This window comes from Vibrio sp. ZF57, from assembly GCF_001691235.1.
Lineage (GTDB): Bacteria > Pseudomonadota > Gammaproteobacteria > Enterobacterales > Vibrionaceae > Vibrio > Vibrio crassostreae_C.
The window spans coordinates 1-16,181 of the sequence record NZ_MAKD01000111.1; the positions used below are offsets into that span (position 1 = coordinate 1).

General features: G+C 42.4%; 14 protein-coding genes and 1 riboswitch. Of the genes, 4 read left to right on the forward strand and 10 right to left on the reverse strand.

Annotated features, from left to right (window positions below):
* Positions 1–102: 102 nt before the first annotated feature.
* Positions 103–699 carry a tyrosine-type recombinase/integrase gene (locus A6D97_RS17005; protein ID WP_016792302.1) on the forward strand — a complete coding sequence of 199 codons (597 nt, stop codon included), beginning with the start codon at positions 103–105 and terminating at the stop codon, positions 697–699.
* A 164-nt stretch (positions 700–863) separates the two neighbouring features.
* On the opposite strand, the gene A6D97_RS17010 is transcribed toward A6D97_RS17005, so the two are convergent.
* The 5 genes from A6D97_RS17010 to A6D97_RS17030 form a co-directional block, all read right to left on the reverse strand.
* Entirely contained in the window at positions 864–1,094 is a 231-nt protein-coding gene (locus A6D97_RS17010) for a hypothetical protein (protein WP_065584872.1), read from the reverse strand.
* Positions 1,095–1,460 (reverse strand): type II secretion system pilot lipoprotein GspS-beta, encoded by a 366-nt coding sequence (gspS2, locus tag A6D97_RS17015; protein ID WP_016788065.1) that lies wholly within the window; start codon positions 1,458–1,460, stop codon positions 1,095–1,097.
* Positions 1,417–2,553: an alanine/ornithine racemase family PLP-dependent enzyme gene (locus A6D97_RS17020; protein WP_065584873.1), complete on the reverse strand. Its 1,137-nt coding sequence runs from the start codon at positions 2,551–2,553 to the stop codon at positions 1,417–1,419. The genes gspS2 and A6D97_RS17020 overlap by 44 nt, the downstream gene beginning before the upstream one ends.
* Positions 2,550–3,752 (reverse strand): DUF1611 domain-containing protein, encoded by a 1,203-nt coding sequence (locus tag A6D97_RS17025; RefSeq protein WP_065584874.1) that lies wholly within the window; start codon positions 3,750–3,752, stop codon positions 2,550–2,552. Before A6D97_RS17025 ends, A6D97_RS17020 begins: the two co-directional genes overlap by 4 nt.
* A gap of 461 nt (positions 3,753–4,213) precedes the next feature.
* Positions 4,214–5,686, reverse strand: a complete 1,473-nt coding sequence (locus A6D97_RS17030) for a carboxypeptidase M32 (RefSeq protein ID WP_065584875.1) — start codon at positions 5,684–5,686, stop codon at positions 4,214–4,216.
* Between the two features lie 296 nt (positions 5,687–5,982).
* Here A6D97_RS17030 and A6D97_RS17035 point away from each other — a divergent pair, with 296 nt between their 5' ends.
* Positions 5,983–6,618, forward strand: a complete 636-nt coding sequence (locus A6D97_RS17035) for a LysE family translocator (RefSeq protein WP_017058961.1) — start codon at positions 5,983–5,985, stop codon at positions 6,616–6,618.
* A 106-nt stretch (positions 6,619–6,724) separates the two neighbouring features.
* Here A6D97_RS17035 and A6D97_RS17040 read toward each other — a convergent pair whose 3' ends face one another.
* The 4 genes from A6D97_RS17040 to A6D97_RS17055 all read right to left on the reverse strand — a co-directional run bounded on the left by A6D97_RS17040 (position 6,725) and on the right by A6D97_RS17055 (position 11,786).
* A complete protein-coding gene (locus A6D97_RS17040; RefSeq protein ID WP_065584876.1) occupies positions 6,725–8,200 on the reverse strand; it encodes an aerolysin family beta-barrel pore-forming toxin in 1,476 nt (491 codons plus the stop codon).
* Positions 8,201–8,760: 560 nt separating this feature from the next.
* Positions 8,761–9,222, reverse strand: coding sequence for a hypothetical protein (locus A6D97_RS17045; RefSeq protein ID WP_065584877.1), 462 nt, complete (start codon positions 9,220–9,222; stop codon positions 8,761–8,763).
* Positions 9,219–10,031: a winged helix-turn-helix domain-containing protein gene (locus A6D97_RS17050; RefSeq protein WP_017066273.1), complete on the reverse strand. Its 813-nt coding sequence runs from the start codon at positions 10,029–10,031 to the stop codon at positions 9,219–9,221. Before A6D97_RS17050 ends, A6D97_RS17045 begins: the two co-directional genes overlap by 4 nt.
* Before the next feature lie 384 nt (positions 10,032–10,415).
* Positions 10,416–11,786 (reverse strand): sodium:alanine symporter family protein, encoded by a 1,371-nt coding sequence (locus tag A6D97_RS17055; RefSeq protein WP_017066272.1) that lies wholly within the window; start codon positions 11,784–11,786, stop codon positions 10,416–10,418.
* Between the two features lie 128 nt (positions 11,787–11,914).
* Positions 11,915–12,034, reverse strand: a riboswitch (glycine riboswitch).
* 609 nt (positions 12,035–12,643) lie between these two features.
* Here A6D97_RS17055 and A6D97_RS17060 point away from each other — a divergent pair.
* Positions 12,644–13,378, forward strand: a complete 735-nt coding sequence (locus A6D97_RS17060) for a chromosome segregation ATPase (RefSeq protein WP_017059725.1) — start codon at positions 12,644–12,646, stop codon at positions 13,376–13,378.
* Between the two features lie 322 nt (positions 13,379–13,700).
* On the forward strand, positions 13,701–13,928 hold the full coding sequence (locus A6D97_RS17065; RefSeq protein WP_065584878.1) for a hypothetical protein: 228 nt from the start codon (positions 13,701–13,703) through the stop codon (positions 13,926–13,928).
* A gap of 143 nt (positions 13,929–14,071) precedes the next feature.
* On the opposite strand, the gene A6D97_RS17070 is transcribed toward A6D97_RS17065, so the two are convergent.
* Positions 14,072–15,613 (reverse strand): alanine/glycine:cation symporter family protein, encoded by a 1,542-nt coding sequence (locus A6D97_RS17070; RefSeq protein WP_017063800.1) that lies wholly within the window; start codon positions 15,611–15,613, stop codon positions 14,072–14,074.
* Positions 15,614–16,181: the final 568 nt, after the last annotated feature.

Genomic DNA, 16,181 nt, shown 5'->3' on the forward strand with positions numbered 1-16,181 from the left:
CACGTACAGTTCTTAGAGGGGCGGCACTTGGTAACAAGTGTCGTCTACTCGACATTTCCTTCCAACTACAATCGTGATGACCAAATTAAAAAGGAGGTCATCATGGTAGTTTTCAACAAAACGAAACGAAGTGGCGTCAAAAAGCCTTTTCGGCTTGAGGAAATTTGGCGGATCAGAACCAGATTAGAAATTGAAAATAATTTGATGCAGCTTGCGTTGCTCAACTTAGCTATTGATAGCAAACTTAGAGCAAGTGATTTGCTCGTTCTCAGAGTTTGCGATGTATCTTCGCAAGATAGGATATTTAACCGCGTTAAGCATATCCAGCGCAAAACAGATATTGAAGTTCAATTTGAGATAACGACAAGAACTCAACAGAGTCTAATGAAATGGATTTTGATGGCTTCGCTACATGACAGCAATTTTATTTTCCCAAGCCAAAGGCGAAAGCAACAACCGATTAGCTATTCGTACTATCGATACTTAGTGAGGAGATGGGCTTCTAATCTGGGGTTGGATCCTAACTTGTATGGCACTCACTCGATGAGGCGAACAAAAGCGACGTTAGTCTACGCAAAAACGAAAAATATCCGAGCGGTGCAGCTACTACTTGGTCATACCAAGGTAGATAATACAATCCGCTATCTTGGGGTTGAATTAGAAGATGCATTGTTGCTTTCAGAAGGTACTGAGTGTTAATCGAAAAGGAACCTAAATACTTAGGTGTTTCAATTGCTATTACGCTGAAAGTTGTTACCCATTCACCGCTACACTTGATTATTTTCAATACATTAAGTGCAAATACTACTAATCTGTCCAAGGTTTAGATGGCCTTAAACAGATTAGGTATACACAAGCTTAAATTAAACGTTGGAACGCGCGTTTTTCTTCTTTGATTTATAGGCTTTCATTGAAATTCTTAAAGCAAGCTGTTTTTGTTTAATTGAAATGAGTTGTCTAGTTACGACCTTATGGTGTAACTCTGTGATAAAGTTTTTTTCCCAAGGCGTAAGGCGGTCAAACCTCAATAAAATAGTGTCATTGAGTACATTGAACAACTCGTATTGGCTTTTATCCATTCGACTGCTAAGCATTCAATTAGAGCACTTAGCTAGAGAAATGACGTTAAGGCTTTCTACTTTCTCATTTTTTCCTAAGGTAATGATTCGATAAGAGATCCCACTCTCTAATAGTGGTCTTATTTCGATGTTGTCACAAAAACTAACGGCGACTTTTTCTACTAATCGGTCCATATTCAAAGTTTTCTTTTTTACGAAAACAAGAGTGACACTATCGCCCTCTGACTGTGCATTTACGAGTGTGATTGAGCCTAACTCTTGTGGAAGTTGGCTTGAAATAACTGTCGCTCTATAATCGGCAAGTCCATTAGATTTTATTGGGCTTATCTGACAACCGTTAAGCATGACACTGACGAAGAGAATTACAGTTGTTCGTAGCATTATGCGCTCCTTCTTCCTTTCTTCTCCCTTTAGGTGCCTTAAAATATTTATGGATATAACGTGAAGACATAGAAGATAAGAGCGCACTGTAATCTAAACTGAATGTGACTTTTTCCCCTACAAGTAGTGGTTTCTGTGAGGATTCAAGGACAAGGTGATCGCTAGTTGAAGACATGATCTTAATCCCATTCGGAGCCTTAAGCCCGCCGACACAAACATCTTGGCGGCCTAATGCCAGAATAGCTTGCGATACCTCCCCTCTATCTTGAAGGTTTTCTTTTTCACCAAAAGCATTTAACCCCCGACTTCCCCAAGGCAAAGTCGGTTTAATTTTGGATTCAATCACTTCAGCGGTCAAAGAAATCGCATCCGTATGTAAGCCTTTGATATTTTCGTGCTCTAAAGGCTCACAGCCTAAAAAAATTGCTTCTCCTATACGAAGGTGATTGACTCGAGTTAAGCCTGTTCTCTGAAGAGCCCAGTTAACTGAAGCAGAATTACCCCCTGAAATAATTTCTAGATTGATCCCAAATGTAGCTTCAATTCCATCGGCAAGATCAGAAAGAATATTCATATTTTTGTCATCTGGAGCGACACCATACCGACAAGCTAAATTCGTACCAATTCCTTTTATCGTGATGTTTGGTAAAGAAATAATCTCACGGATAAAATCAATAACGCGATTAGGCATCACACCTTCTCTGAGATCGCCAAGCTCAACCATAATAATAATATCGTGACGACAATTTTGTTGTTCCGCTGCATGTGAAAGCCTCTGAATCACTTCAACTTCAGAGTTTAAACTCATATCACTGTATTTTATTATGCTCGCCACTTGACTGAGCATGGGTGTACGTATCAGCATTTTGGGGATAGAAATGCCAGATTCAGTCATCTTTTGAAGATTTTCGATTCTTGAATCGGCTAACATTGGTGCGCCAGCATCAATAAGAACTTGTGCGATGATAGGGTGACCGAGGAAGGCTTTTGTTACAGGCGTAACGGATATATTTTTCAGTGAGAGCTGAGTAATCAGGAATTGAGCGTTATGGTGAACTTTCCCACAATCGATGTCTAACCTAGGGTAGTTCACCCTTTTTCGGCCAGTTTACTTTCTATTTTAGGGAAAGCTGACGTTACGATGTGCAACAGATGTTCGACAGGTTGTGACAAGACATCAGTAACAGGTAGACCAAATTCGGTAGTGTAACTGTCTATCACACTGCGTGTTTCATCCAACGACATATCTTCATGATTCAGTGTTAGTCCAATAACATTGGTATTAGAAAACGTTTCGATAAGATTGATTTCTGAGGCAATCGAAGGCATTGGGCAATCAGGAAAATCACTACGATATAAACGTTTAGGGGCATGTTGCAGTATCACACCCGTTGGACAGCTGCCACGTAAGATAAAAGCGCTGGTTGAAAACGCAGGGTGACTCAAGGCTCCTTGCCCTTCAATAATAATCAGATCCGGGTTTTCTTTTTCATAGGCCTGTACAATGACAGATTCCAACTCACCGGCACAAAATTGTGAAGGAACAGCATCGAGTGCAACGCAGTATTGTGCGCCTTGCATAATGCCTGTTTGACCGGTGGCAATCAGAACGACGTTAAGGCCTTTTTTAGTCAGTTCATTCGTTAATATTGTTGCTGTTGTTCGTTTTCCTAGCGCGCAATCCGTCCCCATGACAGCAATTCTCGGACATTTAACGTTGTGTATTTTCCCGATAAACGTTTTCAGATCGCCTTTATTTTTGGGTTTGCGAGTATCGAATATTCGAACGTTATTCTTTAAGCTGGCTTCTAAAAATAGAGGATCATCGGTTAGGAATTCATGTAAGCCATTTACGATGTTCATTCCTAGTGACATGGCATTTAAAATGATGCTTTTATCTAAGTCAGATAAAAAGCCACTTGATGGCGCAATGCCAAAAATGAAGTAATCAGGAATGCTTTCTGCGTGAATGATAGCTTCTTCAGCATTAGCAAGGATAGGTATTCCATTGGCTTTGTTATCAAGAACTTCACCAGCATCTAAGCCAGCAGACTCACTATCAATAACTGATAGAATACGATAGCTTAACGAATGTCTCACTAATCCATTAGCGGTTTTACCATCAATTTTACCAAAATTACCTTCGCAATATATAATCGCAGAAGGGATGACTGGTTTTACTTTCTGAGCAAGTGGTAACCAAGGAGCTATATGGGGGACGTTGTTGGTATCTACATTTTCAATTCTAGAGAGTCTGAATATATTTCTTAACTTTTCGGTTGAGATGGACATAATTAAAGCCTGCAGTATGGCTTAGGAGGGCGACTAAGGAGTGCCGAGTTGCGAGTTCGGAAAAGAAAAGAAGTCCCTACTAAGCGGTAGGGATAACAACCAAGGTAACACACTCACCAGACTTTTGTTGGTTATTATTAATACGCTTTCTGAGTCTATTACTTTCAGACTTCGCCCATACTAGCGTAATTGATTAGAGATCTAAGACTCATTGTTCAACGTCGCCGTATCAACCTCTCAGCTTTAAGGTTTCAAGATACTTTTTCTAATATTAGTTAAGTGAATTAGAGTTTTGAGTTTAACGCGTTTTTGTCCAATTTCGTGCTAGTAGGTACCAGAATCTTCCGTGATTGTTAAGTTCGATGAAGGGATAAAACCTTCAAATCAATCTAAGTATGTTTTGAAAATGAGATTAAAAAGGCTGAAGCAATAAACTGATCAGCCTCTATCAATTTTTTCCATTATAGGTAACGGCTTCTTAGGTGGTCTTTGAAGTATTGCGCATTCAAGGTTTCACCGGTTGCGCCTTTCACCAAATCATCAGTAGTAAGCAGGCTGCCTTTGCTCCAAATGTTCGATTCTAACCAATTGAAGATAGGGGATAGGTCACCGCTTTCAATCACTGAGTTCACATCCACTGTTTTCTTCATTGAAGCCATGAACTGAGCCGCGTACATCGCACCTAATGTGTACGATGGGAAGTAACCAAATGCGCCGTCTGTCCAGTGGATGTCTTGCATACAGCCGTTAGTGAAGTTGCCTTGAGTGCTTAAACCAAGGTAAGACTGCATCTTGGTATTCCATAACTCTGGCACGTCAGTGTGTTTGATCTTGCCGTTGATCAAGTCACGCTCAATCTCGTAACGCAGGATAACGTGTGCAGGGTAGGTCAGTTCATCGGCATCAACACGGATGAAGTCTTTCTTCACGCGCGTGTAGATCTTCTGGAAGTTTTCTTTCTCAAATTCTGAGCCTGAGAATTGCTGACCAGCCAAGTTCGCTAAGTGTCCAATGAACGGGTCGCTGCGGCCGACTTGCATCTCGAAGAATAAAGATTGAGATTCATGAATGCCCATAGAACGAGCTTCCCCCGCTGGTTGTCCTGCTAGGTGTTTTGGTAAGCCTTGTTCGTAACGTGCGTGGCCTGTTTCATGCACAATACCCATTAAGCTTTGAACGAATTCCGCTTCGTCATAGCGTGTTGTGATACGCACGTCTGAAGGCACGCCGCCACAGAATGGGTGAACACTTTCATCCAATCGGCCGTGTTCAAAATCGAACTGAAGCAGCTTCATGACTTCTAAACCCAGTGCTTTCTGTTTCTCGGTCGAATAGATACCTGATGGTGCGTTAAATTGCTCGCTCGATTGTTTTTCGATCACTTCATCAATTAAACCTGGAAGCCAAGTTTTAACGTCTGCAAATAGGGTATCAAGTGAAGTAGAGCTGGTGCCCGGTTCATAAATATCCAGCATCGCATCATAAGGCGTTAGATTGGCTGCGTCTGCGCGAATCTGCGCTTCTTCACGAGAAAGCTCAACCACTTCACGCCAGTTCTTTTCGAATCCAACCCAGTCGTTGTTACCGCGTTGGCTACGCCACGCATGTTCACATTTTGAACCCGATAGAGATTTCGCTTCAACCAGTTTTTCTGGAAGTAGGTTTGCTTGTTGCCACTGGCGTTTTATTTCACGAAGTGACGATTGTTGCTCAGTGTTCAGCGCTTCATTTTCAGCGTCTGCAATCCAATCGCCAAGCTGTGGTTGAGTCATTAAGCCGTGAATATGAACAGAAAGCTCGGCCATCGCTTCACTACGAGCTTGGTTACCACCTGCTGGCATCATTGAAGCTTGGTCCCAACCACAAATAGAAGCTAGGTGTTGAAAGCGTGAACATTTTTGAGAGTGTTCGACTAGTTTTTTGAATGCGCTCATTTGACTACTCTTAATTTGGTTTCTTTAAATGATCCTTAGGGCTGCGTCAGCGTTAAGGTTCATCTCGTGTACTTTGATTATGGCTTTGCTTTTTAATGACGCCGACCTTCGCAGTCGAAGATATAGCGAGAAAAGCATGAGGCGGTACGATGCCTTGAATTTACTATTTCTTAACAAATCAAACTGTTCTATTGTGCACAAAATCAGTGAGTTGTATAGCTGGTGGCAATTGTTGCTTGCGAATTGTTCAGATACACGGTATTGATGATAGATCGCTGAACAAAAATGACAATGATATGGATATTTTGAACTTTGAGGCATTTCTAATTGCCATCACTATTTTAACGCTAACGCCGGGCTTAGATACGGCTTTGGTGATTCGCAATACTAGCCGCTCTGGCTTAGCTGACGGTTGTATGACGAGCTTTGGTATTTGTAGCGGCTTGTATGTACACGCGTTTTTCTCTGCTGTGGGTATATCTGCAATCCTCGCCCAATCCGCTGAACTCTTTCAAGCCGTTAAGATGGTAGGTGCGGTTTACCTCATCTGGCTTGGCTTAAGCAGTTTGCGAGCGTTGATGAAAAACGGTGGCGGTTTGAAGGTCGGAGAACAAGCTCAGCAGGCTTACAGTGCAAAGCGTTCTTTGCGTGAAGGCTTTCTGTCTAACGTTCTTAACCCAAAAACAGCAGTTTTCTATCTGGCCTTTTTACCTCAATTTGTAAACCCTGAAGGTTCGCCTTTATTGCAATCTATGTTGATGGCTTCGGTACACTTTATGATTGCGATGGTATGGCAATGTGGTTTGGCTGGCGCGCTTAACTCGGCTAAAAATTTGCTCAAAAACGCGAGTTTTATGAAGTGGATGGAAGGCGTGACGGGCATGGTGCTGGTTGGGCTGGGTGTTAAGCTTCTGATGGAAGAGCCTGTGTAGTTCACCGTTTTCAGTTGAACATGAATATATGAAAGCCCACGATGTGTCGTGGGCTTTGTGCTTTATTACTGGTAGATCTTTGTACCGATCTTATTCTACAGCGCAGTTATTCAACGACGCTAATGTTCATCTCAGCACCTTCGAAACCTAAGTCACTCAACTCATCGGCGTTAAAGTTGGTGGTAACTTCGATGTCGCCAATGCGCTCAGTAGATTCGTTGACGGAATCAGTACTTCTTTTGCTGCGTAGATTGTTAGTAATTGGTGTTGCTTGTCCAATTTCGATAGTACCTGCAAATTGAGATTCAGCGTAGAAATCTCCAGACACGTAAGAGTGGAAGGGGCGTAAGCTTCCGCCAGTCGCGTATTGCATGCTTGATAAGCCAGCTTCTTTAATCGCCCAGCCCCAATCCCACCATTTAGTTTCACCTGGGATGTAACGGTGATCCCATTGGTAGCGAATGTCGGCAGATTCACTGCTGCCACGGCCCATGGTGAAGGTATGAGCCTTGTACGGGCGGTTATCTGGATGAGAGTGCCACGCGTTGCCACCCCAACGAAGGAAGCCGTTGAATTCAACATCGTAGCTAATATCGGCGTTGAATCGGTACGGGTAAGAGATGCTTGAACGATACAGCTCAACTCGAATCGGTAGCTCCGAATTCGCAGGAACCATAGGACGAGCTTGAAGTGTTACTTGTTCGCTAGTGGAGTTGCCATTTGTTTCAGCGAAGCTTTGGTTAGCCTCGAACTTAACGGTGAGCTTAGTTTCGCCAACCAAAGGCCACTTGAAGGTGTTCTCTGTTTGAACGCTCTGTGAGAATCCGTAGCTGTTCGTTTTCGACCAATTTGTTGATTCGTCTACTTTTAGGTCTACCACCACTTGTTGCGCGATGTTGCTGTTGTTTCTTGCCGTCGCGTAAACCGTTTTCACTAGTTCACGATCCGACTCGACAACATCACCATGCCAAAAGTTGTCGTCGTTAACGGTGTAGGCAAAATTGTCGACGGTGATTTTGGTTTTTTCATCACAGCGATAGCCGCTACAAGAGCCATTGTTATTTCCTTGTATTACCCAACTGTTGCCAGAGCGCTTTATCGTCATGTCTTCGCCCACGTACTGACTGTTATTACCGCCAACCCAAGCGTAACCTAGGTTGTGGGCGAAGTAGCTTAATGGGCGTACAAAGTCGTTACGGTTGTTCACTAATTCATACTGAACATCGATTTCGCTGCCTTCCTGAACCGATTTGGCGGAATAGTTGGGGATTTCAGATTGGTCGTTGTTTGGGTAACAGAACGTTGACCCACTGCTTGATTGCTTAATTTCGCCATGATAACCCGGCCCCATGATTACCCAGTTTCCTTTTAACCCGGTGATCTGCCAAGTGCCCATGCGAGCGACCAAAGTACTCTTCTGCTCTTCTGCTTCATAACGGTCTATAGGACGATAACCAGAGCGACAGACATCTTCACCAAGTTGGTCAAACACTATTTGGTCTGGGTAAATCTTCGCATTTACACCGGTTGATAGAACAGACAACACTGCGGTTGCTAAGAGACTTCTGTTTACTGTGATCATTAACAATTCCCTCATTTGTAATTTTTCTATTTTGATAATGTTTTGTGTGCCGTGCAGTTAACAAGACAAGTTCACTTTTTCATGTTGATAAATAGATAGATACTGAAAAGGGTTGAATTAAATTACCCGGTTAATTCAATGGCTTGTATTGTCATTAGTGTTTTTACGGTGAAAGAGTATGCAACTGAACGTAAATTGTTTGATGGGGCTCAAACCGTTTTTAGAAAAATGAAGGTCCATTATTCGGGCTTAGACGTCAAAATTATTTGACGTTATTTTTGGCGTTTGTATGAATGGTTAATTAGAAGAAAAGGTATAACCATTCACAATACTCGTAGTTTTAAGGTGGGCAGGTAGTGAGTGACAAAGAGTAAAAATCTAACTTGAATATTTTGCTTTGCTATCGGTTTTAAAATGCAAACACTTAAAGTAAGGAAGACTGTAATAATTGTATTACTAATAAAATAATGAAAATAACCATCCGTTTTTTATGTGTAATATCGGAAAAGCTTGCTACTTGATAATAGGGCACTTTTTGCTAGTGGTTAAACTATCTCTAATTATCGTTTGGCCAGAAGTTGCGTTCGGCCTGTATTACACGTTTTAATGATGGCAAATAAATCATTCGAACTTAAGATATCAATCTTTACCGTTAATGGGTCATTGTTGATTAACAGGTAAGGCGCCAATCGGCTGTCATTCATTGTTTTATTTATTTTTTGCACAGAGACTAAGTCAATGGTGCCAGAAATAGAAAAGAAAAGTGATTGAGAAGGACGGGCTGTTCCTCTGAATCGCAGAACAAGTGGGTCGGGCATGTTGTCGTCTTGAACGGACATCAGGTGCAGCACCTTGTTGTTACTTATTTTCGTTAATCCGTTGGTACGTAATACATTGTCATTCACTATCAGGTCCACCACGCTATGTTGGTAGCGATGCTCTTCTTTTGGTTGGGGCGAAGGGATACTCCATATGCCAACCAATAAAACGAATGCAGAAATGAGCGCAACGATTGGCATCATAATTGACCTCTTTCTAGGAATAGGGCCAGTTCGGTACTGGCTTGATCTAGTTGGGTTGGCGTGTAAAAGATGTTGACGGACTGGCGTGTGGCTTTGTTCAGAATAGAGAGCTCAGAATATTCCGCTTCTTCGCTAATGTACGCCACGCAATCACATTGATACTGATAGAGAATGCTTTCTAGCTCTGGCGTCATCGCCATTTCAGGGGCTTGGAAAACTTGTATTTGACCTATCCATTGCTCGCTGAGCCGGTTAACGGGGTTGATATCGCTGAGGTTTCTCTCATTAACCTTAGCAAAAGCCAATAACGCTGATGCCAACAGTAAGCAGCCAGTGGTGAAGTAGCACAACTTGTTTCGGTTTTCAGCAGTGGGAAAGTAAGCCGACGAACTTTGTTTAGGGTTAGGCTTAGGTTCGACTGCAACAGCTGCACCGATAGCAATACCGTTATTGCCGACGGGTATCAGGTTGCTCGCATCAGCAAGGGGAGTTGTGGCTGCATTATTGATGGGGGAGTCGATTACCACGCACTCATCGATAAGGCGATAGCCCACCTTAGGAACGGTGACGATTGGGGTTTCTTTGATGCCTAATCTAACGAACCCTTGGCGCAGTAAACTTATACTTTTCGCTAGTGACGTATCCCCTATGAACTCGTTTCCCCAAGCGAAGCTAATAATATCTTGTTTGTTAACAATATCGGGTGAGTTTTTATGTAATAACTCCAGGACCCGAGTTTCACGGTATCCTACTTTAATAGAACGTTCATCGTTATAAATACGGTTTTTAATCGGGTCGAATCTGATCATATAGCCAACGTTTTATTTTTATTATAATTCTCTCTACAATGTAGATGACTATAAACTGACTAATATATGAATTAAAGTCACATGTTTTATTCTTCTGGTTTTTTGTGTCGTTGAAACGAAAATAAATTTAATATGTTTGTTACAAAACGCCTGACACCAACGCACAATCTGTTAAATATAAGTAATATCTAATTAAGTGTTGGTTTTATTAGTGTCCTTTTTAGTAGTCTACTATTCGCTTTATTAAATCGCATAGTAGTCGATTTAATATTCTTGTTATTTATAAGGGCATATGTTCTGCATAATAATTTAAGACGTTTCGCTATGTGATGAAAATAAAAAAGCCCGCAGTTGAGTGCGGGCTTGGTATTCAATCACTTCAGTTTACGCTTTAACTGCTTCACAATCATGTGAAGACGTCAACGGTTTGAAGAATAGCTTGGTTTCTTCGATAACAACGTGGCGCAGCAAGATAAGCCCGATTAGGTTCGGAATTGCCATTAGGCCGTTCACGATATCAGCCATTATCCAGATCATGTCGAGCTTTAAGAATGCACCAGAAGCCACCAACGCAATGAAGATGATCTTGTAAGGCAATACAGCTTTGGTACCTAGCAAGAACACAACACAGCGCTCACCGTAGTAGTTCCAACCTAAAATTGTTGTAAACGCAAAGAAGATTAAGCCAACAGAAACCAACATAGGGCCAAGGGTATCTGCATTCAGACCAACAGCGAATGCGTGAGTGGTCATCGCAGCGCCTGAAAGATCAGTCTGCCAAGCACCCGTTAAGATAAGCGCCAAACCTGTCATCGTACAGATGATGATGGTGTCGAAGAAGGTACCTGTCATAGAGACAAGTCCTTGTTTCACACATGAGTCTGTTTTAGCCGCTGCTGCAGCCATTGGTGCGCTACCTAGGCCAGATTCGTTCGAGAACACACCACGAGCGATACCTGATTGGATAGCAAGCATGATGCTCGCGCCAAAGAAACCACCGGTTGCTGCTGTGTTGGTAAACGCAGAAGTCACAACAAGGGTAATGGCATTCAGTAGTTGGTCGGCATTTGAAATCAGAACGCTTAAACACGCGACGACGTACATAACCGCCATAGTAGGAACAACTTTCCCTGCCACTTTAGCGATAGATTGGATACCACCAAGGGTAACCACTGCCACTAATATCGTAAGAACGACAGCAGACATCTCACGCGAAGCGCCAAATGAGATTTGAGTTGCGTCCAAGATAGCGTTGACTTGTGGGAAGGTACCGATACCGAAGCAAGCAACGCCGAGCGCGAAGACAGCGAACATTACCGCTAAGATTCGTGAGCCGACACCGTATTGCAGGTAGTACATTGGGCCGCCAACCATTTCGCCATTGCTATCGGTTCTGCGGTATTTAACGGCGAGTAGACATTCTGCGTACTTGGTCGCCATACCAAATACAGCGGCAAGCCACATCCAGAATAGGGCACCAGGGCCACCAATCTTGATTGCGGTCGCTACACCAACGATGTTACCTGTACCAATGGTTGCTGAAAGTGCAGTACACAAAGCCGCGAAACTCGATACGTCACCCGTACCAGATTTGTCTTTGCTGAACACCATTTTCAGTGCAGTTGGGAGGTGTCTAAACTGGAGTAAGCCTAAGCGAAAAGTAAAGTAGATACCTGTACCCACTAGCAGAATAAGCAGTGGTGGTCCCCAAACGAATTGGTTGATGGTTTGTAGTGTAGCTTGTAGGTGGTTCATAGATTCCCCTTAATAAATTAAAAATTTAAGGAGAAGAGGGAAGGCAGTGCAGATCTCAGGGATCGGGGGCACTACTTAATACATACGGATTTCTAGATAGAATTCTTGTGTTAATTAAGGCTGTTGCTTTCCACTCCTCTGTCCTTTTGCCTGAGAGTTTCACTTAGCGAATCACTTATAGATAAGTAACGGGCACTAAGCTTGCTCCTTCGGCGACCGATCTAACGGTTCTCTCCAGAGGTTCCTCCAACGACAGTCCTCACTTTTCTGGATTTCTCCAGCATAAAGCACCTGAAAGATTTACTTCTTCGGCGGGTCAATCTAACTAAATGTTAATGTTTAGTTAAAAACCACTCTCCTGCAGTCTTCATCGGAACAATTACCTAAATAATTAGGTAATCTGTAGGCGTATCCTAGATCATATAAAATGTGATGTCAGCTACAAAATATCTGTTTGCACAAATGTTGTTCAACTAAATGATCAAACAACGAGTCTCTGACGTAACTTGCTTATTTAAATGGTATAAAATAGAGAAACAAGGAGGAGTTATGACTCGACTAATAGCGATTGTTTTTTTATTGGCTTTGGCATTTGTACTATTTCGTTACCGGACAAACGAAAAACTGCAAAAATGGGTAGTGATAGTTATCGTTAGCAGTTTCCTTTTGTATACTGCCAGCTTGATGATTTCGGAGTTAACTCGTTAAGCCTGCCTGTAAACAGGTGGGATGAATGTGTTAGTAAAGCTTAAGTGCTTCTGGCTTGAGCGATAGGTTTAACTGAGCCTTCACAATCAGTATTGGCATTCGTGTCAGTGACCGCGTAACGTTAAATAAATTTTTGGGAGTACCCGCTAGTGAACCAGCAATCTGGACAAAGCGAACAAGATGAAGTGGTTGTTATAGAAGAACGCGATAAGCGCAGTCAGCTCTATATCGGCATTGCTGCGGTTATAGGTTTAGCACTGGGTGGCTTAATTGGTTCTACAGTTACGGCTTCTAAGTGGGAGTCCACTTACCAGGTACTCGAAACTCGTTATCAAGAACTGCATGACAGCAGAGCACAGTTGATGACATCCGTTGAAACTAAAGTGGCAAAAGTTGATACCGAAATCGATGCGAAAGTAGAAGCCGCTCTAGTGAAACAAACGGAAGAGCATCAAAAAGAGCTCCAGGAATTAGCGAAGCAGTCTTCGGTTTTAGAGAAGGCCAACTACTCGTTAGAGCAACAGCTAAATGAACAGAAGCAAACGTTAGAGCAAACTCAGCAAGACAACCAGAAACTTAATCGTCAGGCTGACATGCAATCGACTTTGTTTGAGCGTGCGCGTGAAGTTTTCCGAAAAGAATTACAGATTTCTCAAGAACTTGAAAAACTTGAGAAAGAAAGAGATCAACTCGAGCAGAATCTTGGTTCTCTTAAGAAAGCGTGTGATGTTTACTTAGATGGCACATCATGGGATGCGAAATCTGACGCGTGTGAGAAGCAAGATAACGCTAACTCTCGACTGAGTGATATAAGACAAATGATTGAAGTCCACACCATGGACCTCAAACAGATCAAAACTCTCACTGAAGAGATGGGTCTATAAGCCGAAGGCTTTACCAACCTAACGTTAGTTTTTCACTAAATATTGAAACGCCCACATCACACACGTGATGTGGGCGTTTTGCGTTTGTCGAGAGCATAGATCCGGTGCTTTCTCATTATTGATTATTTGCGTGTTTTCATTGTTTGCTTAGATATTTGTGAATAGTTACGTATATCCACAATGATATGTTACTTGTTGTCTATTAAATGACTTTGCATACATATTTTCAGCTCAGAGTCGCTGCATAATAGTGTTGTTCAGGATGAACACGCAGTCGATTGCTAGCTCGCATTTGGCTGCTTTGACGACAAGGGATGGAGTGATGCCAGAGTATCTTTGTGAGAACTGCACCATAGCTTATTGTTTCGATGATTGTCGCTCGCCATTAGCGCAAAAAGAGATGATCAAAGTAGAAGAGTTGGTTCGTCGTGTCGATGTTGAACACGATGATGAACAGAGTGAAAAGGGTGAAAAGAGTGAGCAGGGCATTGAAGGTAGTTATTCGCCTAATCGTTCAGACATAAAAAATCCCCACAAGCCAAGCTGGTAGGGATTTTGGATAAGTTGCAGTCCTGTTCTCGCTTTCTCAAGCAAAGGGTCTTACAAAAATTTTTAGAACAGTTTCGTTTTTAGAGCTGTGTCGTTTCTTAGAATGCAGTTAGCTACTAGAGCAAAACCTCATTCCACTAAACGTTATTTCTCATACGTTTTGATTTCGCCTGATTTCACACGAGCAACAAACGATTGCAGTTCTTTCTTCACAACTGGCATCAAGAAGTACAGACCAAGAATGTTGAAGATAGACATCGCAAAGATAGCCGCATCAGAGAAGTCGATTACCGCACCAAATTGAATCGTGGCACCAATAACAACAAACACACAGAACATCACTTTGAAAATCAGTTCCGTTGTTTTACCTTCACCAAATAGGTAAGTCCAAGCCTTAAGACCGTAGTACGACCAAGAGATCATGGTAGAAAACGCAAACATAATTACCGCGAGAGCGAGTGTGTATTTGAATACTTCTGCCGTTTCAGTAAACGATGCAGCAGTCAGTGTTACGCCCGTTAAACCAGAACCATCGAATGGACCTACGTTTAAGCCAGCAATAGTGATAACCAATGCGGTCATTGTACAAATGATTACCGTATCAACGAACGGTTCTAATAGTGATACTAGACCTTCGGTGATTGGTTCTTTTGTTTTAACCGCTGAGTGAGCGATAGCTGCTGAACCTACACCTGCTTCGTTCGAGAACGTTGCACGTTTCAAGCCTTGAATTAACGCACCAATAAATCCACCAACAACACCTTCACCAGTAAATGCACCTGTAAAGATTGCGCTGAACGCAGGGCCGACTTGATCAAGGTTAGAACCGATAACAATCAGAGCCATACCGATATACAGAGCAGCCATCCAAGGAACAACTTTTTCCGTTACCGATGCGATAGAAGGCATACCACCAACAATCACAGAGAAAACTAAAGAAGCAAGTACAAGGCCAGTGATCACACCGTATTCACTTGGTACATCAAATGCGTAAGTTAACATGGCGTGTGCTTGGTTAGCTTGGAACATGTTACCGCCGCCCAATGCGCCCAAAATACACATTAATGCGAAACCAATAGCGAGCACTTTACCTAGTCCGCCTAAACCTCTTTCACCCAGACCTTGGCTTAGGTAGTACATTGGACCACCCGAAACAACACCTGAAGGTAGGATAGTTCGGTATTTCACACCTAAGGTACACTCACAGAACTTAGAAGCCATACCCAGAAGGCCACACAAGATCATCCAGAATGTCGCGCCAGGGCCACCAATCGCAAGTGCAGCACCCACACCGGCAATGTTACCAAGCCCGACGGTTCCAGAAAGGGCAGTAGCTAAAGCTTGAAAATGGGAAACTTCGCCGTCTTCTATTGAGTTAGGGTCTGTGTACTTGCCTCTAATGATATCTACAGCCATACCGACTCGCTTAAATTGAACGAAGCCAAAGTAAACAGTAAAGATCAACGCAGCGAGTAATAACCAGCCAACAATAATAGGGAAGTTGGCTTCGCCAACCGGTACACTTTTAAATATGAGTCCAACGAACCATCCTGTGTAGTCGTTGAAAAACCCATCAACACTTTGACTTAAGTTGCTGATAGCTTGGTTAAATGATCCTTCTTCTGCAAATGCACTGGAACTAAACAATAATATAAACCCAAAAAATAATTCACGTATGTTTTTCATGGTTTTCCCTGTCTTTTTAATAAATTATGTTTGTTGCTGTTGTGTTTGTTTTCTATTTGATTTGTATATCTCAGTGGTTTATCTACTTCATTCGACGGCAACATAAACGGCTGTAGCTAGGTCGAAAAACGAAATAAATATAAGTACTGATCTTGCTTTGTATGGATATCCTTTTGGTATGTGCACCAATAAGACTATGGTATTCGGGCTACCAAGTCCTACTGATAATCCTATACATAAAAATAATGCCAACAAAGAATTTTTTACAATAAATTTACAATTGTTCGGGTTTTGTCATTATTTGGGAATAAGTCGGTGCTTTGTAGGCTGAGAAAAGTATATGCAGTAGTTGTTTTAGGGACGGGTGAAGGAGAATTCAGAGTGATGGGCTGTAGGGGCATAGGGGGGACATAGAGGGAACGTAGGAGAGTTCGAGTATTCGATATGTTTTGGCGGTGTTTAAACATTCGAAGGCTGAAGGTGTCTTTGGATCTGAGGATATTAAAAAAGCTCTTTATCAGAGCTTTTATGTTCTAGCGGAAAGCATGAGTACTTTCCGCTAGAACAT